This is a genomic window from Micromonospora sp. NPDC049836, from assembly GCF_044465125.1.
Lineage (GTDB): Bacteria > Actinomycetota > Actinomycetes > Mycobacteriales > Micromonosporaceae > Micromonospora.
The window spans coordinates 158956-185903 of sequence record NZ_JBITLH010000011.1 but is presented as its reverse complement, the minus strand read 5'-3'; the positions used below and the strand labels follow the sequence as shown (position 1 = coordinate 185903).

The following is a 26948-nucleotide window of genomic DNA, read 5'->3' as shown; positions in this document are numbered from 1 at the left end:
CATGGGTCTGGACGCGGTCAAGGCGGCCCTGCCCGAGTACGCCAAGGACATCAAGCTCAACCTCGGCTCCACCGTCGGCACCTCGACCCTGAAGCCGGAGCAGGCCTGGGGCACCGCCCTGGCCTGCGCGGTGGCGGCCCGCAATCCGGTGGTGCTGCGGGAGATCGCCGCCGAGGCGGCCGGGCACCTCACGCCCGAGGCGGTCGAGGCCGCCAAGGGCGCGGCCGCGATCATGGCGATGAACAACATCTACTACCGGGCCAAGCACCTGATCGGCGACGAGCAGTACGCCTCGATGCCGGCCCGGCTGCGGATGCAGATCATCGCCCGGCCGGGCGTGGAGAAGGGCGACTTCGAGCTCTGGTGCCTCGCCGTCTCGGCGATCACCGGCTGCGGCGTCTGCCTGGAGTCGCACGAGAAGACCCTGCGGGCCGCCGGTTTCACCCGGGAGCAGGTGCACGAAGGGCTGCGGATCGCCGCGGTCGTGCACGCCGCCGCGGTGACGCTGGACGCGGAGGCCGCGCTCGCCTGAACCGGCCGGTGTAGCGATCTCCGCACCCGGGTAGGAAGGGATCCGACAGGCACATCCCCCGAGAAAGTCGAGAAAGGGAGTGTTGACGCCATGGAGCGGCTCGACCCTCGAACGACCCACGGGACGCCGGATCCGCTGACCCAGGGTGGTCAGGGCGCCTTCGCGGGCGGCACGCCCGCCGGGCGCTTCGATCCGTGGAGCTACCGGGCCGATGCCGGGGTGACCGGCATGGACCTGGTCGGCTACAAGGTGGAGGCGACGGACGGTGGCATCGGCAAGGTGGACCGGGCCAGTCACGAGGTGAACTCCAGTTTCCTCGTGGTGGACACCGGTCCGTGGATCTTCGGTAAGAAGGTCATGTTGCCGGCCGGCACCGTCAACCACGTCGACCACGACGAGCGGAAGGTCTACGTCGACCGGAGCAAGGACCAGATCAAGGCCGCGCCCGAGTACGACGAGTCGACCGACACGGACCCGGCGTACCGGGAGAAGCTCGGCGGTTACTACGACGACACCTACTCGTCGATCCCGCCGGGTACCGCCCGGTAACGGAGAAACCTGCACCGACGGCCGGTGGGATACCACGGTGTCCCACCGGCCGTTACCGTGTCAGGGTGGACGCCACGGACACCCCGCACCGCAGCCCCTTCCCCGCCCTGTTCAACTTCCGCGACGTCGGCGGTCACCCCGGCCACGACGGCCGCACGGTGCGCCGGGGGCGGCTCTTCCGCTCCGACTCCCTGCACCGCATCGACGAGACCGACCGGGCGGCGTTCACCGCCCTCGGCATCCGCACCGTCATCGACCTGCGCCGCCCCAGCGAGGTGACCCGCGACGGCCGGGTGCCGGCGTACGACGGGCTCACCTACCGGCACATCCACCCCGAGCACCAGAACTGGTCCGAGGTGCTGTACCAGCAGCACGAGGACCTGGCCCGCTGGCTCGCCGACCGGTACGCGGCGCTCGCGCAGACCGGCACCGCGGGCCTGGCCGAGGCGGTCGGGCTCATCGCGGACAGCGCGAACGCGCCGGTGGTGGTGCACTGCGTGGCCGGGAAGGACCGCACGGGCATCGTCTGCGCGCTCACCCTCGGGGTGCTCGGCGTGGCCGACGACGCCATCGCCGCCGACTACGCGCTCAGCACCGAGGCGTCCGAGCGGTTCAGCGCCTGGCTCACCGCCACCATGCCGGAGGCCGATCCGCTGCCCCGCCCGTTCCTCGCCTCCCCCGCCGAGGCGATGACGCTCTTCCTGGCCGAACTGCGCGCCGGGTACGGCTCGATCGAGGGCTACCTGCGCCACGCCGGGGTGACCGACGCCCAGCTCGACGCGCTCCGCGCCCACCTGCTCGCCTGATCCCCCGCGCGACGGCCGGCACCGTCCGGTGCCGGCCGTCGACGGGAACTCAGAGCACCTGCCGCACCCAGCCGTGCCGGTCCTCGGCACGGCCGCGCTGGATGTCCACCAGCTGCTGCCGCAGGGCCATGGTGGACCGACCCGACTCGCCGCCACCGATCAGGAACTCGCCGTCCGGGAAGCGCACGCCGCCGATCGGCGTGATCACCGCGGCGGTGCCGCAGGCGAAGACCTCGCGGAGCCGGCCGCTGGCGGCGTCGGCCTGCCAGTCGGCGAAGCTCACCGGCCGCTCCTCCACCCGGTGCCCCGCCTCGGCGGCCAGGGTGAGGATCGCGTCGCGGGTGATGCCGGGCAGGATGGTGCCGCTCAGCGGCGGGGTGACCAGGGTGTTGTCGTCGTAGACGAAGAAGACGTTCATGCCGCCCAGCTCGTCGACGAAGCGCCGCTCGACGGCGTCCAGGAAGACCACCTGGTCGCAGCCGGCCTCGATCGCCTCGGCCTGCGCGGCCAGCGAGGTCGCGTAGTTGCCGCCGCACTTGGCCGCGCCCGTGCCGCCGGGCGCCGCCCGCGTGTAGTCCGGGGAGACCCAGACCGTCACCGGCTTCACGCCACCGGCGAAATACGCGCCGGCCGGCGAGGCGATCACGCAGTAGAGGTACTCGTTGGCCGGGCGGACGCCGAGGAAGACCTCACTGGCGAACATGAACGGCCGCAGGTAGAGGCTGGCGTCCTCGTGCTCCGGGATCCAGTCCTGGTCGATCTCCACGAGCCGGCGCAGCGACTCGACGAACGTCGCCGGGGGCAGCTCCGGCATGGCCAGGCGGTGCGCCGAGGCGACGAAGCGGGCCGCGTTGGCCTCCGGACGGAACATGGTCACCGATCCGTCCGCGGTCCGGTACGCCTTCAGCCCCTCGAAGATCTCCTGCGCGTAGTGCAGGACGGCGGCGGCCGGGTCCATCGGGATCGGGGCGCGGGCCTCCACCCGGGCGTCGTACCAGCCCTTGCCCTCGGCGTAGCGGATGGTCACCATGTGGTCGGTGAACACCCGGCCGAAGCCCGGGTTCGCCAGCAGGGCGGCCCGGTCGGCGGCGGATACCGGCGCGGGATTCGGACGGATCTCGAAATCGAGCATGTCACCACCGCTCATCGCGCTGACCTCCCTGCGGGTCCACGGCATGCGGGATCGCACGCCGACGTCACTGGTGCCAGAAACTTACCCCGAACGGTCGTTCAGCGGATAGCACCGGCCCGACACATCGAAGAACCGGGTGGCTGGGGCTGCGACGACCGGGCGGATTCAGCCCGGCACGGGTCTGGCGGCCCGGAACCGGGCCGAGTGACGGCCCGGTCAGGCTACGGCGTACCCGGCGAGGCGGTCGCCGACCTCCTCGGTGCGCAGCGACGTGCCCGGCGTACGACCGGCCAGCTCGGTGGCGACCGCGGCGGTGACCCGCCCGGCGGCGTCGGCGTGGCCGAGCTGGTCGAGCAGCAGCGCGGCGGAGAGCACCGCGGCGACCGGATCGGCGACGCCCCGGCCCGCGATGTCCGGCGCGGAACCGTGCACCGGCTCGAACATCGACGGGTAGCGCCCCTCGGGGTTGATGCAGCCGCTGGCGGCCAGCCCGATGCCCCCGGTCACCGCGGCCGCGATGTCGGTGAGGATGTCGCCGAACAGGTTGTCGGTGACCACGACGTCGTACCGCTGCGGGTTGGTCACCAGGAACATGGCGGCGGCGTCGACGTGCTGGTATTCCGTCGTCACGTCGGGATGCTCGGCCGCCACCGCCTCGAACGCCCGGGCCCAGAGCGAGCCGGCGTGGGTCAGCACGTTGGTCTTGTGCACCAGGGTGACCTTGCGCCGCTCCCGGCGGCGGGCCCGGGCGAAGGCGTCCCGGATCACCCGCTCCACGCCGTGCCGGGTGTTCAGGCTCTCCTCGGTGGCCACCTCGGCCGGGGTGTCCCGGTGCAGCGAACCGCCGGCGCCCGCGTACAGGCCCTCGGTGCCCTCGCGGACCACGACCAGGTCGACCTCGCCCGGCTTCACGGCGGCCAGCGGGCCGGCGACCCCCGGCCAGAGCCGGGACGGGCGGAGGTTGACGTACTGGTCGAAGGCGAACCGGAGCTTGAGCAGCAGACCACGCTCCAGCACCCCCGGCGGCACGGTCGGGTCGCCGACCGCGCCGAGCAGGATGGCGTCGTGCCCGGCCAACTCCTCGAGGACCGAGTCGGGCAGCACCTCGCCGGTGCGGTGGTAGCGGGCCGCGCCGAGGTCGTACTCGGTGGCCGCCACCCCGGGGAGCACCGCGTCGATGACCTTGCGGGCCTGCCCGACCACCTCGGGCCCGATGCCGTCCCCGGCCACCACCGCGATCCGTGCCACCTGGCGCTCCCTCACCTCGTCGTTCTGCGCAACGGTACGTCGCCGTCCCGGCTCCCGGTACGCGCCTTCCAACATTCGGGACGTCGCGATACACAGCATGCTCCCAGGCGGCATTCATGCGGCGATCATCTCCGCACCCTAGGGTCAGGGCAGCGGGTCGACCACGGCCCGGGACCGGCTTCGCCGCGGCGCTGCGGCGCCGCCAGCGAGGGAGCGGAGCGATGCGGATCGACGCGCGGCGGGCCCGCTGGGCCGACGAGCAGCCCCGAACCCGGTGGGTCGACCAGTCGGCCTTCCACAGCCGCCGCCCCGACCTGCGCCTCGGCACCCGAACCCACCGGCTCGACCGGGCCGGCCCCGACGCCGCCGACCGGATCAGCGTCCAGCACACCGTGCGGACCTCCACCGCCGAGTACACCCTGCTGCTCAACGCCCCCGACTGGCTCGGCCGCCGGGTCGTCGGGGCGGCACTGCGTGACGCGGTCGCCGAACTGCGGGCCATCGACCTGACGTACGGGCCGAACCGCCCCGACAGCCTGGTCTCGATGCTGCGGCGCGGCGAGATCAGCCCCGAGTCGTACCCCCCGCTGGCCGACCTGGTGGACCGCTGCGCCGCCATGCGGGCGGCGACCGACGGATGGTTCGACGCCTGGGCGGTGCCCGGCGGCTTCGACCCGGGCGGCCTGCTCGGCGGCTGGGCGGTGGAGCGGGCGGCGGACCGGCTGCGCGCCGCCGGCGTGCACGACTACGCCGTGCTCAGCGGCGCCGACCTGACCGTACGCGGGCACGCCGCGCACGGCGGACCGTGGCGGGTCGCCCTGCACCACCCGACGGACTCGCGGCGCGCCCCGCTGGTGCTGGAGATGACGGCCGGCGCGGTGGGCACCTCCGGAGTGAGCGGGCGCCGGGGACATGTGGTGGACCCGCACACCGGCGAACCGGCCGACCAACTCGTCGCCGCCACCGTGGTCGGACCGGACCTCGCGGTGGCCGACGCCTACGCCACCGCCCTGTACGCGGCCGGGCCGGCAGGGCTGGCCTGGTTCCGCAACGGCTCGGACTACCGGGCGCTCTTCGCGCACCGCCGGCGCTGACCGTCGCCTCTGGACACTCCCCCTGCGCCCGCGGGCGTTTCGGGCTTTCCACCGCACCGGCAAGGCTTCCCGGGGCGCCGCCCGCGATCGGCCCCCACGGTCTCGGCAACGACCGTGGGGGCCGGTCAGCGACGAGTGCGCGTGGCTCGCGCAATCGAGGGGTGCGGGCCGGTGGGCCGGGACTGCGACCGCGTCACCCGAAGACGGGCCGGAGTTTCGACTCAGCCAGTGACCGCACCGGTACGCTAGCGAATCGACGCAACTCGACGCAAGAGTCTCCACAGCGGACCGTCCCCGCACCCGGGCCGGTCAATGCCCGGTCGACCCGGGGCGGGGCAGGGGTGACGGCGGCGGAGCGGGATGGCACGCTGTCCGCCGTGAGTTTCGATCTGAGCGTGTGGGCCCTGCCGTCCGGGGCCACGCCCGACGACGTACGGGCAGCGGTGCGGCGGTGCCGCGAGGGGCGGCACGTCGACCACCACCCCGATCCCAGGGTGGTCGGCTTCTACCGGGCGATCACCGCGGCGTACCCGGACCGGCCGGCCGGCCCCGGCACCCCGTGGGAGGTCGCCCCGCTGCACGCGGCCGCCGACCACGTGGCCATGAGCCTCTTCCCCACCTGCGAGGACCAGGTGCTGCTCGACATCGAGCGGCTGGCCGGCGAGCACGACCTGATGCTCTTCGACGTCCAGGACGGCTCGGTGTACCCGCCGCCGGCCCGCGTCCGCAGCTGAGCAGCGCGGACGACGAGGGGCCCGGCCGTCCGGCCGGGCCCCCGATCCGTGCTGCCCGCGACCACTCGTCGCGCAGGTCGGCGCTGGCCGCGCCTACTCGTCGCGCAGGTCGGCGGCGCTGGCCGCGACCGCGCCGATCGAGTCGGCGGCCGAGCTGAGCAGATCCGCGCCGAGCGCCTGGTCGACGGTGAGGGTCATCAGCGTCTCGCCACCGGCCTCCCGGCGGGCGACCTGCATGGCGGCGATGTTCACGCCGGCCGCGCCGAGCAGGGTGCCGACCGTGCCGACCACGCCCGGCCGGTCCGCGTAGCGCAGGAAGACCAGGATGCCCTCGGCGCCGATCTCCACGTCGAAGCCGTCCACCTCGGTCAGCTTGATGACGTCCCGGCTGCCGGTGTGGGTCACCGTGCCGGAGACGCTGACCGTCCGGCCGTCCGGCAGCGCGCCGCGTACGGTCACCAGGTTGGGGTGGTCGACCGTCTCGGCCTGGGTGGCCAGCGTGACCTCGACGCCACGCTCGGCGGCCAGGTGCGGGGCGTTGACGTAGGTGACCTGCTCCTCCACCACCGAGCTGAACAGCCCCTTGGTGGCCGCGAGCTTGAGCACCGAGACGTCGTGGGCGACGACCTCGCCGCGCACCTCGACGTTGACGCTGGCGGCGATCCCGCCGGCCACCGCGGTGAAGGCCCGGCCGAGCTTCTCGGCCAGCGGCAGCAACGGCCGCACGTCCTCGGCGACCACGCCACCGGCCTGCACGTTCACCGCGTCCGGGACGAACTCGCCCTGCAACGCCAGCTTGACGCTCTTCGCCACGGCCAGGCCCGCCTTGTCCTGCGCCTCGTGGGTGGAGGCGCCCAGGTGCGGGGTGGCCACCACGTTGTCGAAGGCGAACAGCGGCGAGGAGGTGCAGGGCTCCTTGGCGTACACGTCGACGCCGGCGCCGGCGACCCGGCCCTCGGCGATCGCGTCCGCGAGGGCCTGCTCGTCGACCAGGCCACCCCGGGCGGCGTTGACGATCCGGACGCCGGGCTTGACGATCGCCAGCTCCTTCTCGCCGATCAGGCCCACCGTCTCCGGCGTCTTCGGCAGGTGGATCGAGATGAAGTCGCTCTCCCGCAGCAGCTCCTCCAGCCCCACCAGGCGGACGCCGAGCTGGGCGGCCCGAGCCGGCTGGATGTAGGGGTCGTACGCGATCAGCCGGGTGCCGAACGCCGCGATCCGCTGGGCGAAGAGCACACCGATGCGACCGAGACCGACCACGCCGACCGTCTTGCCCTGCAACTCCACGCCCGTGTACTTGGACCGCTTCCACTCCCCCGCCTTGAGCGCGGCGCTGGCGCTGGCGGTGTTGCGGGCCACGGCCAGCAGCAGCGCGACCGCCTGCTCGGCCGCCGAAACGATGTTCGAGGTGGGCGCGTTGACGACCATGACACCGCGGGCCGTGGCGGCCGGCACCTCGACGTTGTCCAGGCCCACACCGGCCCGGGCGACCACCTTGAGCCGCGGCGCCGCGGCGATGGCCTCGGCGTCGATCTGGGTGGCGCTGCGTACGATCACCGCGTCGGCCTCGGAGAGCGCGGAGAGCAGGGCCGGGCGGTCGGTGCCGTCGACGTGCCGCACGTCGAAGTCGTGCGCGAGCACCTCGATGGCGGCAGGAGCGAGTTCTTCGGCGATCAGTACGACAGGATTCATCGGTCCTCGTAGACGCTCGGTTTCGGTCGGCCTGGGGCGGCGGGACGCCGCGCTGCGCCCTGCGCCGATCTGTGCCATGGCCGTCAGGTGCCGGCTGACGCACCTAGTAGGGATCGTAGGGGGCGGCTCGCCGGCCGTGTCCCGTACCTCGGGGTGAGCGCCCTCACACAGCGCCTTCGCACGCTCGACATCCGCCGTTCACGCACGTCAGCCCGCCCGAGGCGTCCGTCACCCCCTCCCACCAGGCGGACCCACCCCCGCCCCGTCGAGGGCGCACGCACCCCAGGACAGGCCGCCGCGCACGCCGGCCCAGCCCACGCCGGGCCGACTCACGCCGGCCCAGCCCACGCCGGGCCGACCCACGCCGGGCCAGCCCACGCCGGGGCCAGCCCACGACGGGCAGACCCACGGAATGCGGAAAGTCGGGGCCTCCGCCGCGAGGGAAGGCCCGACCTGCCGCAATCGGGTGCCAGCGTCTCGCGCGCAGAGCGGACCGGGGCCCGTCACGTCGGGTCGGTGGGGGCGGGGCCACCGGGGACGGGGCGGGTGGGGAGATGACCGCGGCCCGCGATCTGACGCCGGGGAGAGCGTCGGGTCGCGGGCCGCGGGGGCCCCCGTGCGGGGAAGGCTGGTCAGGCGGTCTCGGTGATGGGCCGGTCGACCCAGCTCATCATGGCCCGCAGCTTCTGCCCGGTCTCCTCGATCGGGTGCGCGGCGCCCTCGGCCCGCCACTTGGCGAAGTTCGGCCGGCCGGCCTCGTCCTCGGCGACCCACTCGCGGGCGAACTCGCCGGACTGGATCTCACCGAGGATCTTGCGCATCTCCTCCTTGACCCGGGCGTCGATGACGCGGGGGCCGCGGGAGAGGTCGCCGTACTCGGCGGTGTCGGAGATGCTGTAGCGCATCCGGGCGATGCCGCCCTCGTACATGAGGTCGACGATGAGCTTCAGCTCGTGCAGGCACTCGAAGTAGGCCACCTCGGGGGCGTAACCGGCCTCGGTGAGCACCTCGAAGCCGGTCTGCACCAGCGCGGCCGCGCCGCCGCAGAGCACCGCCTGCTCGCCGAAGAGGTCGGTCTCGGTCTCCTCGGTGAAGGTGGTCCGGATCGCCCCGGCCCGGGTGCCGCCGATCGCCTTCGCGTACGCCAGAGCCAGGCCGAACGCGTTGCCGCTGGCGTCCTGCTCGACGGCGACCAGGCAGGGCACACCCTTGCCGTCGACGTACTGGCGGCGGACCAGGTGACCGGGGCCCTTCGGGGCGACCATCGCCACGTCCACCTCGGCCGGCGGCTTGATCAGCCCGTACCGGATGTTGAAGCCGTGGCCGAAGAAGATCGCCTTGCCGGGGGCGAGGTTGGGGGCGATCGCCTCGGCGTAGAGGCCCCGCTGGGCGGTGTCCGGCGCCAGGATCATGATCACGTCGGCCTCGGCGGCCGCCTCGGCCGGCGTCAGCACCCGCAGGCCCTGCTCCTCGGCCTTCGGCCGGCTCTTCGAGCCGGCGGGCAGGCCGATCACCACGTCGACGCCGGAGTCGCGCAGCGACAACGCGTGCGCGTGGCCCTGGCTGCCGTAGCCGATCACGGCGACCTTGCGGCCCTGGATCAGGCCCAGGTCGGCGTCGTCGTCGTAGAACACCTCAACGCTCATTGACTTCCCTTTCCTACGGCGGTGCCCGTCGGCCCGTCGAAAATCTGGTGGGTGCGAATCAGGCGGCGCGCAGCGCCGGGCCGGCGGTGATCGAGCGGGAACCGCGGCCGATCGCCACCGTGCCGGACTGGACCATCTCCTTGATGCCGAACGGCTCCAGGTCACGCAGCAGCGCGTCGAGCTTGTCGGGGGTGCCGGTGGCCTCGATGGTCAGCGTGTCCGGCGCGACGTCGACCACCCGGGCGCGGAACAGGGCGACCGTCTCGAGCACCTGGCCCCGGGCGCTGCGGTCGGCCCGAACCTTGACCAGCAGCAGCTCCCGGGCCACCGAGACCTGCGGGTCCAGCTCCACGATCTTGAGTACGTTGACCAGCTTGTTGAGCTGCTTGGTGACCTGCTCCAAGGGGGACGACTCGGCGTTGACCACGATGGTGATCCGGGAGACGTCCGGGTTCTCGGTCTCGCCCACGGCGAGGCTGTCGATGTTGAACCCGCGCCGGGAGAACAGCCCGGAGACCCGGGCCAGGACACCCGGCTTGTTCTCCACCAGCACGGACAGCGTGTGCATCGTCATGGCTGTGCCTTCCTCGTCATGCCCTCACGGCCCTCGCTGCGCTCGGTGCATTCGGTCATGACTAGAGCTCGTCCTCGTCGAACGCGGGGCGGACGCCCCGGGCGAACATGATCTCGTCGTTGCTGGTGCCGGCGGCCACCATCGGCCAGACCATCGCGTCCTTGCCGACCACGAAGTCGATGACCACGGGCGCGTCGTTGATCGCCATGGCCGCCTCGATGGTCTTGTCGACGTCGGCGGCGTTCTCGCAGCGCAGCCCGACGCAGCCGAGCGCCTCGGCGAGCTTCACGAAGTCCGGGATGCGGTGCTTGTGGGTGCCCAGCTCGGTGTTGGAGTAGCGCTCCCCGTAGAACAGGGTCTGCCACTGCCGGACCATCCCCAGGTTGCCATTGTTGATCACGGCGACCTTGATCGGGATGCCCTCCAGGGCGCAGGTGGCCAGCTCCTGGTTGGTCATCTGGAAGCAGCCGTCGCCGTCCACCGCCCAGACCGTGGTCTCCGGCTTGCCGACCTTGGCGCCCATCGCCGCCGGGACGGCGTAGCCCATGGTGCCGAGGCCACCGGAGTTCAACCAGGTGTACGGCTTCTCGTACGAGATGAACTGGCTGGCCCACATCTGGTGCTGGCCGACGCCCGCCACGTAGATGGTGTCCGGGCCGGCGATCTCGCCCAGCCGCTTGATCACGTACTGCGGGGAGAGGGTGCCGTCGGCCGGCTCCTCGTACCCGAGCGGGTACCGCTGGCGCAGGTCGTCGAGCTGGTGCCACCAGTCGCCGAGGTCGGCCGCCGGCCGGGCCGAGCGCTCGGCCGTGACGGCGGCGATCAGCTCCTCGATCACGTGCCGGGCGTCGCCGACGATCGGCACGTCGGCGTGCCGGTTCTTCCCGATCTCGGCGGGGTCGATGTCGGCGTGCACGACCGCGGCGTCCGGGGCGAACGAGTCGAGCCTGCCGGTGACCCGGTCGTCGAAGCGGGCGCCCAGGGCCACGATCAGGTCGGCCTTCTGCAGGCCGTAGACGGCGGCGACGGTGCCGTGCATGCCGGGCATGCCCAGGTGCTGGCGGTGCGAGTCGGGGAACGCGCCGAGCGCCATCAGGGTGGTCACCACCGGGATGCCGGTCAGCTCGGCGAGCTTGCGCAGCCCGTCGGTGGCGCCGGCCTTGAGCACGCCGCCGCCGACGTAGAGCACCGGGCGGCGGGCCGTGCTCATCAGCCGGGCCGCCTCCCGGATCTGCTTGCCGTGCGGGTGCAGGGTCGGCCGGTAGCCGGGCAGGTCCAGGGTGGGCGGCCAGGAGAAGGTGGTCGGCGCCTGGAGCACGTCCTTGGGGATGTCCACCAGGACCGGGCCGGGCCGGCCGGTGGCCGCCAGGTGGAACGCCTCGGCGAGCACCTGCGGGATCTCCTCGGCGGTCTGCACCAGGAAGTTGTGCTTGGTGATCGGCAGGGTGATGCCCTGGATGTCCGCCTCCTGGAAGGCGTCCGTGCCGATCGACGGGCGGGCCACCTGGCCGGTGATCGCCACCAGCGGCACCGAGTCCATGTACGCGTCGGCGATCGGGGTGACCAGGTTGGTGGCGCCCGGCCCGGAGGTGGCCATGCAGACGCCGACCTTGCCGGTCGCCTGGGCGTAGCCGGTGGCGGCGTGCCCGGCGCCCTGCTCGTGGCGGACCAGGATGTGCCGGACGGTGGAGTCGTAGAGCGGGTCGTACGCCGGCAGGATCGCCCCGCCGGGAATGCCGAAGACGACGTCGACACCGAGGGCCTCGAGCGAGCGGACCAGCGAGCCGGCGCCGGAGACCTGTGCCGGCGTGGACTGCCGTTCGGTCGCGGTGCGGGCGTCCGTGCCCCGGGGCGGTACGGCCGGGGCGGCCGGCGTGGCGCCGGGGCGGGGGGCGGGGGCGTGCTCGGGGTCACCGGCCGGCTCGGTGGCCGGGCGGGCTCGCCGGACGGAGTGGGCGAGGGTCTCTGGCGTGGGTCTCGTCATGGCGGTTCAGGCCTTCGGCTGGAGTGGGTGATGCGCTTCTCAGGAGGGACGCGGGCGTCCCGGCGATGGTCTGACGGCAACAAAAAAGCCCTCGTGCAGGATGCACGGGGCCAGCGCACTCTCGGTCAGGGAGAGTGCGCTCAGGTAAGTACTCGCAGCGACCGGATCGACGACATGTGGCTAAGCCTGACGCATCTCACGCGATGAGTCAACTGATCCCACATTTTGGTTCACGGACGTGGGCGTGTCGGCTCCCGGCACGCTCTCACCACCCCTCGCCACCTGGGCTGATCCCTCGATCGGGGGACGCGGCGCGGGGGGATTCGACCGGAGCCGGGGCAGCAGCGGAGACGGCCCGGGGCGGACCGGCGGGGGCGGCGGGGCCGGCGGCAGCGTGGCGGGCCGGGCGCCGGGCGAGGTGGCCGCCTCCAGCATCGCCTCCAGGTGTTCGGCCGGCACGCCCCACCCGAAGAGGGCGCCCTGCCCGAACCGGCAGCCGGCGGCGACCACCGCGGCCAGTTCGGTGGGGTTGGTGACGCCCTCGGCGATCACCTCCAGCCCGAAGTGGTGCCCGAGCCGCATCACGATGTCCACCATCGGGGCGAACGCCGGGCCGTCCCGGCCGACCGGCCGGACCGGCTCGTGCTCGGCCACCAGACCGTGGTCGATCTTGAGAATGTCGATCGGCAGCCGGCGCAGCTGGCCGAGCGAGGAGTAGCCCGCGCCGAAGTCGTCCAGCGCGATCCGTACCCCGGTCAGCCGCAGCGCGCTGAGCCGCCGGATCAGCTCGTCCAGGTCGGTGGCGACGGCGTGCTCGGTGACCTCCAGCACCAGCCGCTGCGGCGGCACGTGGTGCGCGCGCAGCGCGTCGGCGACCTGGACGACGTACTCGGGCGCGTGCAGCTCGCGCGGGGAGACGTTCACCGACACCCAGACGTCGTGGCCGTCGGCGAGCCAGCGGGAGAGCTGGTAGCAGGCCTGGTGCAGCACCCAGGCGCCCAGCTTGGAGATCATCCCGCACTCCTCGGCGAGCGGGATGAACTCGTCCGGGCGGACGTTGCCCAGCTCCGGGTGGTGCCAGCGGAGCAGCGCCTCCGCGCCCACCGGGCGCACCGACGGCAGCGAGGCCACCGGCTGGAAGGCCAGCCGCAGCTCGTCGCGCTCGATCGCGCCGCGCAGCTCGTGCTCGAGCCTGGTGCGCCGGCGCAGCAGCTGGTCGTACGCGGCGTCGTAGCGCTCGATCCGGTTCTTGCCGCGCTGCTTGGCGTAGCGCAGCGCCAGGTCGGCGTTGCGCAGCAGCAGCTCGACCTCGGTCTCCCCGCAGGTGCCGGCCACCCCGATGCTGACCGACAGGAAGATCGGCCCGTCGCCCTCCTGGTACGGGCGGCCGAGCACCCCGAGCAGCCGTTCGGCGACCGGGCCGGGGTCGTCGACGCCGTGCATGAGCACCGCGAACTCGTCCCCGCCGAGCCGGGCGGCCAGGTCACCGGGGCGCAGGTTGCCGCGCAGCCGCCGGCCCACCTCGGCCAGCACCGCGTCGCCGACGTCGTGCCCGCGCATGTCGTTGACGTTCTTGAAGCCGTCCAGGTCCAGCCCGAGCAGCACGCAGGGCACGCCCGCCTCGGCGCAGCGGTGCAGCGCCCGCAGCAGCCCGCGCCGGTTGGCCAGCCCGGTGAGCGGGTCGGTGTGCGCCAACTCGCGGAAGTGGGCCTCCCGCTCGACCAGCCGGCCGGCGTAGCCGCGGACGTCGTTGAGGGCGAGGTACTGCCGGGCGACCAGGGCGAAGCCCTCGACGCTGCCGGCGATGATGCCGAAGGCGTCGAACCGGCCGCCCTGGGCCAGGTGGTACATCGCCGAGGCGGCCATCGCGAACATCGGCACGAAGGCGTACTCGCCGTCGCGGCGGATCAGGTCGACGTCGAACTGCCCCGGCAGGTCCACCCGGTGCACCGCCAGCGCGACGGCCAGCAGACCCCCGGCCAGCACCACGGCGCCGGTCAGCGCCATGTCCGGCCCGCCCTGGCAGAGCCCGGCGCTGACGCCCAGGCCGCCGACGCTCACCCCGGTCACCCCGGCGCCGAGCAGCAGCAGCCGGCCGCCGGGCGGGGCGGCCCGCAGCACCATGATCAGGGTCAGCCCGGCGGTGATCGCCGCGCTCACCGTGGCCAGCACGATCGGCCGGCAGGCCATCGGGGTGGCCGCGCCGAGCAGCCGGGTCGGCGCGCTGAACAGCACCCAGCCGACGAACCAGAGCGCGCTGCCCATGATCACGCCGTCGAGCAGCAGCCGGGCGGTGGCCGCCCGGGTGGCCGCCGCGCCGGGCAGGCGCAGCAGGGCGGCGCCCAGGGCCAGCGCGCTGACCGCGCTGCCGATCGAGACCATGGTCGCCCAGTGCGTGCGGTGCCCCTGCTCGTGCGCCCAGTGCGGCACGGCGAGCAGGACGACGGTGACCCCGACGAGCAGGCTGAGCAGCGCCGTCCCGGCGGCCACGGCGAGCAGCAGGTGGGCCTGCCGGTGCGGCCCCACCCGGCGGTGGGCCGACCCGGCCAGCAGCGCGACGGCGCCGGCGGCGGCCAGCCCGCTCAGCGCCGCGACGGCGACCAGACCCGGGGAGGGATGCACGACCTCAACTGTGCCGGATGGGCGCACCCCGTGGGGCATCGGGTGCGCAACTGTTGGGACACGGACCCCGCGCCGCTGGGTGGGCACGCCGGGCGGTGCAAGACTGGTAGCCATGCCTGAGCTGCGGTCGAGGACCTCCACCCACGGTCGGACGATGGCCGGCGCCCGGGCCCTGTGGCGGGCCACCGGGATGACCGACGACGACTTCGGCAAGCCGATCGTCGCCATCGCCAACAGTTTCACCCAGTTCGTCCCCGGTCACGTACACCTCAAGGACCTCGGCGGCCTGGTCGCCGACGCGGTCGCGGAGGCCGGCGGGGTGGGCCGGGAGTTCAACACCATCGCGGTCGACGACGGCATCGCGATGGGCCACGGCGGCATGCTCTACTCGCTGCCCAGCCGGGAGTTGATCGCCGACGCGGTGGAGTACATGGTCAACGCGCACTGCGCGGACGCCCTGGTCTGCATCTCCAACTGCGACAAGATCACCCCGGGCATGCTGCTGGCCGCGCTGCGGCTCAACATCCCGACCGTCTTCGTCTCCGGCGGCCCGATGGAGGCCGGCAAGACGGTGGCGATCGAGGGCGTCGTCCATTCCAAGATCGACCTGATCGACGCGATGATCGCCTCCTCGAACGAGGCGGTCACCGAGGACCAGCTCGGCGAGATCGAGCGCTCGGCATGCCCGACCTGCGGCTCCTGCTCGGGCATGTTCACCGCCAACTCGATGAACTGCCTGACCGAGGCGATCGGCCTGGCGCTGCCCGGCAACGGGTCGACGCTCGCCACCCACGCCGCGCGCCGGTCGCTCTTCGTCGAGGCCGGCCGCACCGTCGTCGAGATCGCCAAGCGCTGGTACGAGAAGGACGACGCCTCGGTGCTGCCCCGCGCGATCGCCGGCCGGGCGGCGTTCGAGAACGCGGTCGCCCTCGACGTGGCCATGGGCGGCTCGACCAACACGGTGCTGCACCTGCTCGCCGCCGCCCGCGAGGCGGAGCTGGACTTCTCGGTGGCGGACATCGACCAGATCTCCCGCCGGGTGCCCTGCCTGGCCAAGGTCGCGCCGAACTCGCCGCAGTACCACATGGAGGACGTGCACCGGGCCGGCGGCATCCCGGCCATCCTCGGCGAGCTGGACCGCGCCGGGCTGCTGCACCGCGACGTGCGCGCGGTGCACTCCCCCAGCCTCGACCGCTGGCTGGCCGACTGGGACGTGCGGGGCGGCTCGGCCACCCCGGCGGCGGTCGAGCTGTTCCACGCCGCCCCGGGCGGGGTGCGCACCACCGAGCCGTTCTCCACCGCCAACCGCTGGTCGTCGCTGGACACCGACGCGGCCGGCGGCTGCATCCGGGACCGCGAGCACGCGTACAGCGCGGACGGCGGGCTGGCCATCCTGCACGGCAACCTGGCACCGGCCGGCTGCGTGGTGAAGACCGCCGGCGTGCCCGAGGAGTGCCTGACGTTCCGCGGCCCGGCCAAGGTCTACGAGTCGCAGGACGACGCGGTGACCGCGATCCTCGCCAAGGAGATCGTCGCCGGGGACGTGGTGGTGATCCGGTACGAGGGCCCGAAGGGCGGCCCCGGCATGCAGGAGATGCTCTACCCGACCTCGTTCCTCAAGGGCCGTGGGCTGGGCCGTTCCTGCGCGCTGCTCACCGACGGCCGGTTCTCCGGCGGCACCTCCGGGCTGTCCATCGGGCACGTCTCCCCGGAGGCGGCCTCCGGCGGGCTGATCGCGCTGGTGCGCGAGGGCGACGAGATCGTCATCGACATCCCGGGCCGGTCGATCGAGCTGAACGTGCCCGCCGACGAGTTGGAGGCGCGCCGGGTGGCCGAGGAGAAGCGGGATCGCCCGTACACCCCGGTCGACCGGCAGCGCCCGGTGTCGGCGGCGCTGCGGGCGTACGCCTCGATGGCCACCTCGGCCAGCGACGGCGCCTACCGGCGCGTGCCGGAGTAAGCGGAACGGAAGGGGGGCCCGAGGCCGCCGGCGGGCTGGCCAGGGCCCCCCTTCCCACGCCGTTCCCGGTAGGGTCCGCCGTCGTGGAGACGACGGTGAGTTACGCGCGACTGATCCGACCGGTCATCGACCGGGTCTACGTGGGCGCCCGCTTGGCGGCCCGGGCCCGGATGGAGGCGTTCTACGCCGAGCGCGGCTGCGCCCTCGGCGCCGAGAACAGCTTCTTCTCCGGCGTGCTGGCCCGGCCGATGCCCGCCGAGGCGCTCGCCGACGGCCTGATCTACACCTCGGGCAGCATGGACGAGGAGCTGGAGCGGGGCATCGTCGTGCGGGACGCCGAGGGCGCGTGGCACCTCACCGACCTGGGCCGCGAGCTGGCGCTGTTCGCGCAGCGGGCCAGCGGGGAGGCCGCCGAGGAACTGTGGGGCAGGCTGCCCGGGATGCTGCCCGGCCTGAGCATCGTGCCTCGCCTCGCCGACCTGGTCGGCCGGGTGCTGACGCACGCGCAGGCCACCGGCGGGCCGGCCTTCCGGGCGATGTCCCCGCCGTACGAGCCGGAGGGCGCCTCCCCGGCGGTGCTGCTGATCACCCGGCTCGGCTCGCTGCGCCACCACCGCGCCGACGCGCACCGGGCGGCGTGGCGGGCCGCCGGGCTGACCGCCGAGGAGATCCGCGCGCTGCCGGACGGGCCGGAACGCGCGGCGATCGAGGCGGACACCGACCGCCGCGACGAGCCGGCGTACGCGGCGCTCACCGAGGCCGAGCGATGGGAGCTGCTGGCCGGCCTGGCCGCCCTGCCCAACTAGCCGCTCGGTGGAACGGCATGGCTGTCTCCGGCCCCGGTTGACAGCCATGGCGTTCCACTCACCGCGTCGACGCGTCCGCGTTGCGCGGGGGCCCGCCCGAGACCGCGTGACGCGACGACCGTCGCGCAGATCGTCGAGCGCGCCGGCGTCACGAAGAGCACCTTCTTCCGGCACTTCACCGACAAACGGGAAGTCCTGGTGGCCGGCCAGGAGACGCTGAGCCGCCTGCTGGCCGAGGGGATCGCCGCGGCGCCGGCCGGCGCCAGCCCGCTCGACGCGGTGGCGGCCGGTCTCGAGCGGGCGTCCAGCGCGATGGGTTCGATGAACCGCGACCTCGCGGCCCGCCTGAAGGCGGCGATCGCCGCCAGCGAGGAGCTTCAGCAGCGGGACGCCCTGAAAGGCGTCAGCCTGGCGGCCGCGATGACCGCCGCCCTGGTCGCTTGGGGCGTGCCCGACCCGATCGCGGCCCTCGCCGGCGAACTGGGCGTGCTGGCGTTCAAGCGCGGCTACGCCGACTGGTCCGCGAGCGAGGACACCGGGGACGAGCTGGCGCCCTACGCCCTGGCCGCCCTGGTCGAACTGCGGGCGGCCACGACGTCACTGAGCTGACGCCGCCGGCCCACGCCGGCCGGTGCGGTTCAGGTGCGCGGCCGGTGCCGCTCGGGGCCGACGACGAGGGGAGCGGGCGCCCGGGGTGGCGGAGCTAGGCCGCTCTCGCGGCGAGGACGACGTCCCGGGCGTACCGGATGGCGGCCGGGGTGTCCGGGAAGACCAGGCCGTCGCGGCGCAGCTCGGCGGCGACGCCGAGGGTGCTGAGCACCTGGTCGTGGCCGGGGGTGATGCCGGAGAGCAGCACGGTGATCCCCCGGCCGCGCAGCCGGTCGATGGCGTCGCCGAGGACCTGCGCGCCGGTGGCGTCGACGGTGGACACCCGGGACATCCGCAGGATCACCACCCGCACGTCGGCGACCTCGGTCAACTCCAGCAGGAAGGTGTGCGCCGCCGCGAAGAAGAGCGGCCCGTCCAGCCGGTACGCGACGATGTGCTCGGCGAGCAGCGCGTGCTCCTCGGCGCTGTGCTCGCCCTGGTCGAGCGGCACCTGCTCCAGCCGCGCGCTGCGGGCCACCGCGCGCAGCGCCAGCACCACCGCCACGGCGAGCCCGACCGCCACCGCGGTGACCAGGTCCCACATCACCGTGACCGCGAAGGTGAGCACCAGCACCAGCGCGTCGGCCCGGGTGGCGCGCAGCAGCGCCCGGAGGGAGGCCGCCTCCACCATCCGGACGGTGGTGGCGAGCAGCACCCCGGCCAGGGCGGCGAGCGGGATCCGGCCGACCAGCGGCGCGGCGGCGAGCACGATCGCGGCCAGCGCGACGGCGTGGGTGAGCGCGGCGAGCTTCGAGGAGGCCCCGGCGCGGACGTTCACGGCGGTACGGGCGATCGCGGCGGTGGCCGGGATGCCGCCGAAGAGCGGTGCCGCCAGGTTCGCCAGGCCCTGGCCGAAGAGTTCCCGGTCCGGGTCGTGCCGCTGCCCGACGGTCATCCCGTCGGCCACGGTCGCGGAGAGCAGGCTCTCCAGCGCGGCGAGCGCGGCGACCGCGACCGCGCTGGGCAGCAGCGTGCCGAGCGCGCCGAGGTCGAGGAAGGCCAGCGACGGCGCGGGCAGGGCCTGCGGCAGGTGGCCGATCCGGACCAGGTCGACCGGGGCCAGCTCGGCGAGGACCGTGGCGGCGGCCACCCCGAGCAGGGAGAACGGCACGCCGGGTCGCCACCGGGCGCCGAGCAGCATCAGCGCGGCCACCCCGAGCGCCACGGCGACCGGCACCGGCCGCGGCTGGGCGGCGAACCGGGCGGCCGCGTCGACGGCCACCGCCCAGACCTTCTCGCCGCGCGCGCCGGTCACGCCGAGCGCCGCCGGCACCTGTTGCAGGGCGATCACCACGGCGATGCCGGCGGTGAAGCCCTCGATCACCGGGGCCGGCAGGTAGCGGACGTACCGGCCGAGGCGGGCCAGGGCGAGGCCGATCAGCAGCAGCCCCGCCAGCGCGCCGACCATCAGCACGCCGCCGGCCCCGAAGCGCTGCACCACCGGTACCAGCACCACGGTCATCGCCCCGGTGGGGCCGGACACCTGGAGGTTGGAGCCGCCGAAGATCGCGGCGACGGCGCCGGCGACCACGGCGGTGACCAGGCCGGCCTCGGCACCGAGGCCGGAGGTGACGCCGAAGGCGAGGGCGAGGGGCAGCGCCACCACGGCGACGGTGAGACCGGCGAGCAGGTCCCGTCGCGGCGAGCGGCGTGCGGCCAGCAGGTCGGCCTGGCCGGGCAGCAGGCCGCCGACGCGCTCCCCGATCAGGCGTCCGGCCTGTCGCAGGCCGGCCCCGGCGCCGCCCCGGCGGCCCGGCCGGGGAACGCCGCCGTCGGGGCTGTGGCTGTCGGCCGGGGTCGCCGGGCCGGCGGGGGCGGTGGTGTTCACCGGTCCGTCCCGGACGCGCGCAGCTCGTCCAGGAGCGCGTCCCGGTCGGTGAGCACCGCGCCGAGGATCCGCCGGCCGGCGGCGAGCAGGTCGGCCACGTCGGGGGTGCTGAGCGCGTACATGACCAGCGGGCCCTCCCGGTAGGAGGTGACCATGCCGGCCCGGCGCAGCACGGCGAGCTGCTGGGAGAGGTTGGACGGCTCGACGTCGATGGCGGCCAGCAGGTCGCGGACCGGCTTCGGCCCGTCCTGGAGCAGTTCGAGCGCCCGGATCCGGACCGGGTGCCCGAGGGTGCGGAACAGCTCCGCCTTCGCCTGGTACAGCGGTACCGACATGAAACATCCCTCCCCGAGACCTTGAAGACTTTAGCACTTGCAAAGATCTGCAACTTGGGCGCGGGCCGTCGGTGTGACTTGACTGAGGGCTAACCGTGACTTCCTGCACTTTTTCCGCAAGAATGAGCTCGGAACCACCGTCATCAGGAAGCAGAGCGCCAATGCTGCTGAGTTTCCGCTTCACCAACCATCGTTCGTTCCGCGACGAGAACCAACTCAACCTGACTCCGGTCTACGGAGACAGCGGCGAGCCGGGCGGAGGCGGGGTCAGCGCCGTCCTCGTCGCCGGAATCTTCGGCGCAAACGCCTCCGGTAAGTCGAACTGCCTGGATGCCCTTGGATTCATGCGTCGCATGGCGGTGCAGTCCGATCGCGCCGTGGAGCCCGGACTGGGACTGGCGCGGGAGCCGTTCCGGTTGGCCGCGGAATCGCTCGAAGGACCGTCGCGATATGTCGTCGACCTGCTGATCGCCGGGGTCCGCCACACGTACGGCTTCACCATCGACGACCAGCGGGTTCTAGACGAGTGGCTCTACCACTATCCGGTGGGACGCCGTCGCCGGGTCTTCGAGCGCGAAGGTGACACGTTCACCTGGGGTGAAGAGTCGGGTAGGCAGCCGGAGCTGGAACAGATCTCTCGCATAACCGCGCCCACGGCCCTCTTTCTCAGCACCGTAGCCCGGTTCGGGCACGGCCACGCCCAGCCCGATCCGGCGGATCCACAGCCCTTGCACGACACCTACCGGTGGTTCTACCGGATCACCAGGCATCTGGGACCAGATGCCTGGGCAGGGGCTCACCCCGCCCGACTCGAAGCGATGCGGCCGGTCATCGTCGACCTGCTGCGAGCAGCCGACATCGGAATCGTGGACATGCGCATACCGCCGGATCCCGCTGGCGATTCTGACTTGGAGGAGTTGCGGGCGACGCAGGCCGCCGGAGGCATGCGGGGAAGAATCCGAGCAGCGGGGGAACGCGCCCTGACCCGCCGTGCTCGGCCACAATTCGCGCACCGGGGGACGGACGGCGACGTCTTCTTCGACTTCGAGGACGAGTCAACCGGAACGCGACAACTGCTCTCGCTCGGATTGCAGGCGACAGCGATCCTCCAGTCCGGCGGGACGATGCTCATCGACGAGATCGACTCCAGTCTGCACCCGATCCTGACCGCGAAGTTGATCAGTATGTTCCGAAGCTCGACCGCAAACCCCCTGCGTAGCCAACTACTCTTCACCAGTCATGACGCGGCGCTGCTCGGCACCGTCGATGCGGAGGAGGTCCTGCACCGCGACGAGATCTGGTTCACCGCGAAAGACGACCAGGGCTGCTCCTCGCTGTATCCACTCACCGACTTCAAGCCTCGGAAGGAGGGCGAGAACCGGCAACGGCGCTACCTCAACGGAAACTACGGTGCTGTTCCGGACCTCTCAACCCCCCTGTTCGAGCAGGCTCTCGCGATCAGGGGGCGCGGTGAAACCGGCCGGTCGTAAGGGGAGGAACTCGGGCGGCACGCGCGACTACAGCCGCGAGACGGATCTCCGCCGCAGGATCGGCACCCGAGACCAACTGCGTACCGTGCTGGTGGCCACCAACGGCCAGTCCACCGAGCGGTCCTATCTGCTTGCCCTCAAGCAGGAGCCCTGGGTGCGGCCACGGGTCGTCGTCGTGGTGGAACGTGGATCGCCCATCGACATGGCCAGGGGTGCCGCCCGCCGCCGCCAGCGCGACGACTTCGACGAGGCATGGGGGGTCTGCGATGTCGACCACTACGAGGCCGCGCAGGCAGAGGCTGAGGCTGCCGCTCTCGGCGTGCGGCTGGTCTGGTCGAACCCCTGCTTCGAGGTGTGGCTGCTCCTCCACCATGTGGACTGTTCCGGCTACCTCAAAAACGCCGACAAGGTCCACGAAAAGCTACGTCGTGCGGTGAAGAACTGGGACAAGACCGCTCTCAACTTCAACGACTTCCGCGACGGGGTCGAGAATGCGGTCGTCAGGGCACAGCGGCTCGGTCCCGCCCCCGATCGCAACCCGTCGACTGCCGTCTGGCAACTCATCGACACGCTGCGCTGAGCCGCTGACGACAGGATTCGGACGGCGGTGCTCCCTGGATGAGAACACCGCCGTCCCGGATACGCGGCGCAGTTCGCGCGGAGGTTGTCCGGGTCCTGCGTGTCGGGCTGCTCCGCCTCGGTCGCGCCGGCACCCGGTCAGGGCCCACAGCGCATCGGCCAGCCAGGTCACGCCGTATCGCCGGTGATGTCGTTCACGCAGCGCAGCACCGGGCGGCGGGTCAGTGCCACCGGATCGAGCGGGGCGTCCGCGCGTACCGTGAACGTCGCCGACTCTCCCGGCAGCAGGGTGACCAGGGCCTGGTCCACCTGCGCCGACGGGTCGAGCCGGTCCGGGTACACGGTCAGGTCGCGCAGCACCGTCCGCGCGGTGACCCGGACCCGCTGGCCGTCGCCGGCCGGCTCGACCGTGGCGTCCAGCTCGGCCGCCGGCCACTCGACCTCCCGGTCCTCGGCGAAGAACCACAGCGCCCGCTCGGCGGTGTCGCCGGCCTCCGCGACCAGCAGCTCGCGCCGGGCCTCGTCCGGCCGCGCCAGCTCCGCCGGCAGCGCCAGCACCACCGAGGAGTACGCCGGCACGTCCAGCTCCACCGAGGTCTTCGCCCGCGGCTCCCCGTCCAGCACCAGCCGGGTGACCGTGGCCGGCGCGCGCCACACCCCGGCGGTCTCGTTCACCGCGACCAGCGCCAGCCCGCCGCCGCGCGGCTGCACGGTCAACAGCCGGTCGGCGTACGCGCGGCGCAGCGCGTACCAGAGCGGTTTGCGCCGGCCGTCGCCGTCCACCGCCGACCAGGAGGTGACCGGCCAGCAGTCGTTGAGCTGCCAGACGATGGTGCCCATGCAGACCGGCCGGAGCGACCGGAAGTGCTCGACGCCGACCTGGATGGCGCGGGCCTGGTTGAGCTGGGTGTAGTAGTGCCAGTCGTCGAAGTCGGCCGGGGCCGGCAGGTGCGCGTCCAGCCCGCGCTGGAGCTTCCGATCGCCGTCGATCGCCTTCTGGTGGTGGGCCATCCCCGGCGAGTCGGCCGCCAACGGCCGGTCGGAGATCGACCGGCGCAGGGTCGCGTACGCCGCGGGCGCCTGGTAGCCGAACTCGGCGACGAACCGCGGCCGGTACTCCCGGTACTTCAGGTAGTCGTCGGTGTTCCAGACGTCCCAGATGTGCATGGTGCCGTGCGCCGGGTCGTTGGGGTGGATCTCCTCCCGGCCCGACCACGGGCTGCCCGGCCAGTACGGCCGGGTCGGGTCCAGCTCACCGACGATCCGGGGCAGCAGGTCCAGGTAGTAGCCCCGCCCCCAGGTGCGGCCGGCGAGCGGCTCCTGCCAGTCCCAGTCGTGCCAGCCCCAGATGTTCTCGTTGTTGCCCGTCCAGAGCACCAGCGAGGGATGCACGGCGAGTTGGGTGACCTGCACCCGGGCCTCCGCCTCGACCTCGGTGCGGAACGGCTCCTCCTCCGGGTACGCGGCGCAGGCGAAGAGGAAGTCCTGCTGCACCAGCAGGCCCAGCTCGTCGGCGAGCTGGTAGAAGTCCGCCGACTCGTACCGGCCGCCGCCCCAGACCCGGAGCAGGTTGACGTTCGCCCCGAGCGCCTGGCCGAACCGCTCGGCCAGCCGGGACCGGGTGACCCGGTTGGGGAACGCGTCGTCCGGGATCCAGTTGACGCCCCGGACGAACACCGGCACCTCGTTGACGTGCAGGGTGAACGCCGAGCCGTGCGCGTCCGGGGCGGTGTCCAGGCGTACCGAGCGGAAACCGATCCGGCGGGACCAGGCGTCCAGCGTCCGGCCGTCCGCCGCGCGCAGGGTCACCTCGAGGTCGTACAGCGGCTGCTCGCCGTACCCCGCGGGCCACCACAGCTCGGGGTCCGCGACGGTGAGCGTCGCCACGGCCGCGCGCTCCCCCGCCGGCACGGTGACCTCGACGGCCACGCCGGCCACCGCGGCGTGCACGGTCAGCGGCTCCTCGGCCGCCCGCTCGACCTCGACGTGCACCGCCACCCGGCCGGTGCCCCCGGCGACGGTGACCAGCGGGCGGACCGTCGCCAGCCGGGCGGTCGACCAGGAGTGCAGGCCGATCTCCTGCCAGATGCCGGCGGTGACCACGGTGGGTCCCCAGTCCCAGCCGAAGTTGCAGGCGGTCTTGCGGATGAAGGCGAACGGCTCCGGGTAGGCGTTCGGCCGGTCGCCGAGCCGGTCCCGGTGCGCCTCGGCGTAGCGGTAGGCCGAGTCGAAGCGGACGGTCAGCGTGTTCGCGCCGGGGCGCAGCAGCGCACCGACCGGGAACCGGTAGCCGCGGTGCTGGTTCTCGGTGCGGCCGACCTCGACGCCGTTCACGGCGACCGTGGCGACCGTGTCCAGCCCGGCGCAGACCAGGTCGACCCGGTCCTGGTCGCCCGGCTGCCAGGCGAAGCTGGTCTCGTAGCGCCAGTCGGTCCGGCCGATCCAGCCGAGCCGGTTCTCGTTGTCGTCCAGGTACGGGTCGGCGATGAGGCCGGCGGCCAGCAGGTCGGTGTGCACACAGCCGGGCACGGTGGCCGGTACCGCCTGCCCGGCGACCTCCGGCGGCACCTGCGGACCCGGTACGGCCCGCAGCACCCAACCCTCGGGCAACTCCTGCCACGTCACGACTTCACCGCGCCTTCCATGATTCCGCGGACGATCTGACGTCCACCGATGAACAGCATGACCAGCAGGGGGGCGGTCGCGATGAGCGCGCCGGCCAGCACCCGCCGGTAGATCACATAATTGCCGCTGGCCAGGTCGGAGACCGCCACCATCGAGGTCGGGAAGTCGGTGCCGCCCAGCGTGATCAGCGGCCACTGGAAGTCGTTCCAGGTGGCCACGAAGGTGAGCAGGCCGAGCACCGCGAGGGCCGGACGGATCGCGGGCAGCACGATGGTGCCGTACACCCGCATGGTGGTGGCGCCGTCCACCCGGGCCGACTCGACCAGCTCGTCCGGGACGGTGTTCAGGATGAACTGCCGCATGTAGAACACGCCGAACGCGGTGACCAGGCCGGGGGCGATGACCGCGAGCAGGGTGCCGTTCCAGCCGAGCTTGCCCATCACGATGTAGAGCGCCACGATGCCGAGCTGGTTCGGCACGGTCAGGGTCAGCACCACGAAGAGCATGAGCGCACGGCTGCCCCGGAACCGCAGCTTGGCGAAGGCGAACCCGGCCAGCGAACAGAAGAAGAGCACCGAGGCGGTCACCACGGTCGAGACGATGACGCTGTTGACCAGCGAGGCGGCGAAGTAGACGTCCTGGAGGGAGAAGACCTCCTCGACGTTGGTCAGGAACCGGTCGCCCGGGACGATCGCCGGCGGCAGCTTGGCGAGCGCCTCGTCGTCGCTGGTGGCGATGACGAACATCCAGTACAGCGGGAACGCCGCGAACAGCATCGTCACGGCGAGGAACAGGTAGGTCCAGAACCCGGCCGCGGTGTCCTGCGGGGCCCGGCCCACCAGCCGCGGCCGGCGGCGGGCCGGCGCGGCGGTACGCGGGGGTGCCACGGCGGTCATCAGTGCCTCCTCTCGTTCGCGACTGCGGTACTCCGCTGCGCTGCGTTCCTCGCGCTCACCGGGCTTCCCTTTCGTTCGCGACTGCGGTACTCCGCTGCGCTGCGTTCCTCGCGCTCACCGGTTGCCACCTCCGGACAGGCGGTTCGTCAGCAGGTAGTTGATGCCGGCGACGATCAGGATGATCAGGAAGAGCGCCCAGGACATCGCCGCGGCGTAGCCGAGGTTGAGGTCCTTCCAGCCGACCTTGTAGATGAGCTGGGCGATGGTCTGCCACTCGCCGTTCGGCCCACCGGTGGCGGCCTGCGCGTTCGGGTCGAAGAGCATCGGCTCGGTGAAGAGCTGCAGCCCGCCGATCGTGGAGAGGATGACCGTGAAGAGCACGACCGGCTGGATCATCGGCACGGTGATCCGCCAGAGCTGCTTCCAGGGCCCGGCGCCGTCGATGGCGGCCGCCTCGTAGACGTCGCGCGGGATGGACTGCATGGCCGCCAGGTAGAGCAGAGCGTTGTAGCCGATCCACTTCCAGTTGACCATCGTGGCGACGGCGATCCAGGCGTGCAGCTTGTCGGCCCGCCAGTCGATCGGGTCGTCCGGGCCGCCGAGGCCGACCAGGCCGAGCACCCAGTTGGCCATGCCGAAGTCGCGGGAGAAGAAGACGCTGAACACCATCGTGGAGGCGACGATCGGCGTCACGTACGGCAGCAGCATCCCGACCCGCCACCAGGTCTGCGCCCGCAGCCGGCGGTTCAGCAGTGCGGCGACCACCAGCGCGAGCAGCAGTTGCGGCACCGAGGAGAGCAGGAAGATGCCGAAGGTGTTGTAGAGGGCGTTCCAGAAGTCCTCGTCGCCGACGAGCTTGCCGAAGTTCTCGAACCCGGCCCAGTACGGCAGCGTCGGGTCGTCGAGCCGGTAGTTGCGCAGCGAGACCACGCCGTTGTAGAGCAGCGGAAAGAGCCCGAACACGATGAACAGCAGGAAGAACGGCGCGACCATCAGGTACGGCAGGTAGCGCAGGTCGAAGCGGTACAGCCGGTCGCGCCAGGTCAGCCGCCGGTCGTCGGCGGAGCGGCCGCGCCTCGGCGCGGAACGCGGGCTCGACGGCGCGGGCGCGGCACGGGTGGTGGACATCGGAACACTCCAGGGCCGGGATCGGGTGACGGGGTGAGGC

The 26948-nt window shown here is 72.8% G+C and carries 22 protein-coding genes and 1 pseudogene; 11 read left to right on the top strand and 12 right to left on the bottom strand.

Going from position 1 to position 26948, the window contains the following annotated elements; all coding sequences use genetic code 11:
* Position 1 precedes the first annotated feature (1 nt).
* The 3 genes from ACIBPB_RS26435 to ACIBPB_RS26425 all read left to right on the top strand — a co-directional run bounded on the left by ACIBPB_RS26435 (position 2) and on the right by ACIBPB_RS26425 (position 1887).
* Positions 2 to 532 carry a carboxymuconolactone decarboxylase family protein gene (locus tag ACIBPB_RS26435; protein ID WP_357317645.1) on the top strand — a complete coding sequence of 177 codons (531 nt, stop codon included), beginning with the start codon at positions 2 to 4 and terminating at the stop codon, positions 530 to 532.
* A 90-nt stretch (positions 533 to 622) separates the two neighbouring features.
* Positions 623 to 1081, top strand: a complete 459-nt coding sequence (locus tag ACIBPB_RS26430; RefSeq protein WP_396842146.1) for a PRC-barrel domain-containing protein — start codon at positions 623 to 625, stop codon at positions 1079 to 1081.
* Between the two features lie 29 nt (positions 1082 to 1110).
* Complete coding sequence (locus ACIBPB_RS26425) at positions 1111 to 1887, top strand: tyrosine-protein phosphatase (protein WP_396842174.1); 777 nt, start codon at positions 1111 to 1113, stop codon at positions 1885 to 1887.
* A 49-nt stretch (positions 1888 to 1936) separates the two neighbouring features.
* Here ACIBPB_RS26425 and ACIBPB_RS26420 read toward each other — a convergent pair whose 3' ends face one another.
* Both ACIBPB_RS26420 and ACIBPB_RS26415 read right to left on the bottom strand, forming a co-directional pair.
* The gene (locus ACIBPB_RS26420; protein ID WP_396842145.1) at positions 1937 to 3034 is read right to left on the bottom strand and encodes a branched-chain amino acid aminotransferase; all 1098 of its coding nucleotides are present in this window, start codon (positions 3032 to 3034) and stop codon (positions 1937 to 1939) included.
* Between the two features lie 201 nt (positions 3035 to 3235).
* The gene (locus tag ACIBPB_RS26415; protein WP_357317624.1) at positions 3236 to 4267 is read right to left on the bottom strand and encodes a 3-isopropylmalate dehydrogenase; all 1032 of its coding nucleotides are present in this window, start codon (positions 4265 to 4267) and stop codon (positions 3236 to 3238) included.
* A gap of 221 nt (positions 4268 to 4488) precedes the next feature.
* Between ACIBPB_RS26415 and ACIBPB_RS26410 the strand changes: the two genes are divergently transcribed.
* The gene (locus ACIBPB_RS26410; RefSeq protein WP_396842144.1) at positions 4489 to 5361 is read left to right on the top strand and encodes an FAD:protein FMN transferase; all 873 of its coding nucleotides are present in this window, start codon (positions 4489 to 4491) and stop codon (positions 5359 to 5361) included.
* 377 nt (positions 5362 to 5738) lie between these two features.
* Positions 5739 to 6095: a hypothetical protein gene (locus tag ACIBPB_RS26405; protein ID WP_357317618.1), complete on the top strand. Its 357-nt coding sequence runs from the start codon at positions 5739 to 5741 to the stop codon at positions 6093 to 6095.
* Positions 6096 to 6188: 93 nt separating this feature from the next.
* Here the strand turns inward: ACIBPB_RS26405 and serA are convergent, their stop codons facing one another.
* The 5 genes from serA to ACIBPB_RS26380 form a co-directional block, all read right to left on the bottom strand.
* The gene (serA, locus tag ACIBPB_RS26400; RefSeq protein ID WP_396842143.1) at positions 6189 to 7787 is read right to left on the bottom strand and encodes a phosphoglycerate dehydrogenase; all 1599 of its coding nucleotides are present in this window, start codon (positions 7785 to 7787) and stop codon (positions 6189 to 6191) included.
* Between the two features lie 632 nt (positions 7788 to 8419).
* Complete coding sequence (ilvC, locus tag ACIBPB_RS26395; RefSeq protein ID WP_357317611.1) at positions 8420 to 9433, bottom strand: ketol-acid reductoisomerase; 1014 nt, start codon at positions 9431 to 9433, stop codon at positions 8420 to 8422.
* Positions 9434 to 9491: 58 nt separating this feature from the next.
* Entirely contained in the window at positions 9492 to 10007 is a 516-nt protein-coding gene (gene ilvN, locus ACIBPB_RS26390; RefSeq protein ID WP_357317608.1) for an acetolactate synthase small subunit, read from the bottom strand.
* Positions 10008 to 10068: 61 nt separating this feature from the next.
* Entirely contained in the window at positions 10069 to 11991 is a 1923-nt protein-coding gene (locus tag ACIBPB_RS26385; RefSeq protein ID WP_396842142.1) for an acetolactate synthase large subunit, read from the bottom strand.
* A gap of 180 nt (positions 11992 to 12171) precedes the next feature.
* Positions 12172 to 14652: a putative bifunctional diguanylate cyclase/phosphodiesterase gene (locus ACIBPB_RS26380; protein ID WP_396842141.1), complete on the bottom strand. Its 2481-nt coding sequence runs from the start codon at positions 14650 to 14652 to the stop codon at positions 12172 to 12174.
* A gap of 73 nt (positions 14653 to 14725) precedes the next feature.
* On the opposite strand from ACIBPB_RS26380, the gene ilvD reads away from it, so the two are divergent.
* From ilvD to ACIBPB_RS26360, 4 genes and pseudogenes are all read left to right on the top strand, one after another.
* Complete coding sequence (ilvD, locus tag ACIBPB_RS26375; protein ID WP_396842140.1) at positions 14726 to 16573, top strand: dihydroxy-acid dehydratase; 1848 nt, start codon at positions 14726 to 14728, stop codon at positions 16571 to 16573.
* Between the two features lie 95 nt (positions 16574 to 16668).
* Positions 16669 to 17379 (top strand): hypothetical protein, encoded by a 711-nt coding sequence (locus ACIBPB_RS26370; RefSeq protein WP_396842139.1) that lies wholly within the window; start codon positions 16669 to 16671, stop codon positions 17377 to 17379.
* 21 nt (positions 17380 to 17400) lie between these two features.
* Positions 17401 to 17571: pseudogene (locus ACIBPB_RS26365) on the top strand (helix-turn-helix domain-containing protein); the annotation flags it as partial.
* A gap of 6 nt (positions 17572 to 17577) precedes the next feature.
* On the top strand, positions 17578 to 17988 hold the full coding sequence (locus ACIBPB_RS26360) for a TetR family transcriptional regulator (protein ID WP_396842138.1): 411 nt from the start codon (positions 17578 to 17580) through the stop codon (positions 17986 to 17988).
* Between the two features lie 94 nt (positions 17989 to 18082).
* Here the strand turns inward: ACIBPB_RS26360 and ACIBPB_RS26355 are convergent, their stop codons facing one another.
* Together ACIBPB_RS26355 and ACIBPB_RS26350 are read right to left on the bottom strand one after the other, a co-directional pair.
* A complete protein-coding gene (locus tag ACIBPB_RS26355; RefSeq protein ID WP_396842173.1) occupies positions 18083 to 19753 on the bottom strand; it encodes a SulP family inorganic anion transporter in 1671 nt (556 codons plus the stop codon).
* Positions 19754 to 19851: 98 nt separating this feature from the next.
* Positions 19852 to 20190, bottom strand: coding sequence for a metalloregulator ArsR/SmtB family transcription factor (locus ACIBPB_RS26350; RefSeq protein ID WP_357317580.1), 339 nt, complete (start codon positions 20188 to 20190; stop codon positions 19852 to 19854).
* 161 nt (positions 20191 to 20351) lie between these two features.
* Between ACIBPB_RS26350 and ACIBPB_RS26345 the strand changes: the two genes are divergently transcribed.
* On the top strand, positions 20352 to 21680 hold the full coding sequence (locus tag ACIBPB_RS26345; protein ID WP_396842137.1) for an ATP/GTP-binding protein: 1329 nt from the start codon (positions 20352 to 20354) through the stop codon (positions 21678 to 21680).
* Entirely contained in the window at positions 21661 to 22260 is a 600-nt protein-coding gene (locus tag ACIBPB_RS26340; RefSeq protein WP_396842136.1) for an RloB family protein, read from the top strand. The genes ACIBPB_RS26345 and ACIBPB_RS26340 overlap by 20 nt, the downstream gene beginning before the upstream one ends.
* Before the next feature lie 167 nt (positions 22261 to 22427).
* On the opposite strand, the gene ACIBPB_RS26335 is transcribed toward ACIBPB_RS26340, so the two are convergent.
* The 3 genes from ACIBPB_RS26335 to ACIBPB_RS26325 form a co-directional block, all read right to left on the bottom strand.
* Positions 22428 to 24884 (bottom strand): glycosyl hydrolase 2 galactose-binding domain-containing protein, encoded by a 2457-nt coding sequence (locus ACIBPB_RS26335; protein WP_396842135.1) that lies wholly within the window; start codon positions 24882 to 24884, stop codon positions 22428 to 22430.
* Positions 24881 to 25780 (bottom strand): carbohydrate ABC transporter permease, encoded by a 900-nt coding sequence (locus ACIBPB_RS26330; RefSeq protein WP_396842134.1) that lies wholly within the window; start codon positions 25778 to 25780, stop codon positions 24881 to 24883. Before ACIBPB_RS26330 ends, ACIBPB_RS26335 begins: the two co-directional genes overlap by 4 nt.
* 114 nt (positions 25781 to 25894) lie before the next feature.
* Positions 25895 to 26908: a carbohydrate ABC transporter permease gene (locus ACIBPB_RS26325; protein ID WP_396842133.1), complete on the bottom strand. Its 1014-nt coding sequence runs from the start codon at positions 26906 to 26908 to the stop codon at positions 25895 to 25897.
* Between the last annotated feature and the right edge of the window lie 40 nt (positions 26909 to 26948).

What these genes read in the sequence shown, in the direction of transcription:
- ACIBPB_RS26330 (WP_396842134.1), bottom strand. Translation starts at nt 25,780, where the DNA reads ATGACCGCCGTGGCACCCCCGCGTACCGCCGCGCCGGCCCGCCGCCGG.
- ilvC (WP_357317611.1), bottom strand. Translation starts at nt 9,433, where the DNA reads ATGAGCGTTGAGGTGTTCTACGACGACGACGCCGACCTGGGCCTGATC.
- ilvD (WP_396842140.1), top strand. Translation starts at nt 14,726, where the DNA reads ATGCCTGAGCTGCGGTCGAGGACCTCCACCCACGGTCGGACGATGGCC.
- ACIBPB_RS26380 (WP_396842141.1), bottom strand. Translation starts at nt 14,652, where the DNA reads ATGCCCCACGGGGTGCGCCCATCCGGCACAGTTGAGGTCGTGCATCCC.
- ACIBPB_RS26350 (WP_357317580.1), bottom strand. Translation starts at nt 20,190, where the DNA reads ATGTCGGTACCGCTGTACCAGGCGAAGGCGGAGCTGTTCCGCACCCTC.
- ACIBPB_RS26410 (WP_396842144.1), top strand. Translation starts at nt 4,489, where the DNA reads ATGCGGATCGACGCGCGGCGGGCCCGCTGGGCCGACGAGCAGCCCCGA.
- ACIBPB_RS26420 (WP_396842145.1), bottom strand. Translation starts at nt 3,034, where the DNA reads ATGAGCGGTGGTGACATGCTCGATTTCGAGATCCGTCCGAATCCCGCG.
- serA (WP_396842143.1), bottom strand. Translation starts at nt 7,787, where the DNA reads ATGAATCCTGTCGTACTGATCGCCGAAGAACTCGCTCCTGCCGCCATC.
- ACIBPB_RS26385 (WP_396842142.1), bottom strand. Translation starts at nt 11,991, where the DNA reads ATGACGAGACCCACGCCAGAGACCCTCGCCCACTCCGTCCGGCGAGCC.
- ACIBPB_RS26325 (WP_396842133.1), bottom strand. Translation starts at nt 26,908, where the DNA reads ATGTCCACCACCCGTGCCGCGCCCGCGCCGTCGAGCCCGCGTTCCGCG.
- ACIBPB_RS26430 (WP_396842146.1), top strand. Translation starts at nt 623, where the DNA reads ATGGAGCGGCTCGACCCTCGAACGACCCACGGGACGCCGGATCCGCTG.
- ACIBPB_RS26345 (WP_396842137.1), top strand. Translation starts at nt 20,352, where the DNA reads ATGCTGCTGAGTTTCCGCTTCACCAACCATCGTTCGTTCCGCGACGAG.
- ACIBPB_RS26435 (WP_357317645.1), top strand. Translation starts at nt 2, where the DNA reads ATGGGTCTGGACGCGGTCAAGGCGGCCCTGCCCGAGTACGCCAAGGAC.
- ilvN (WP_357317608.1), bottom strand. Translation starts at nt 10,007, where the DNA reads ATGACGATGCACACGCTGTCCGTGCTGGTGGAGAACAAGCCGGGTGTC.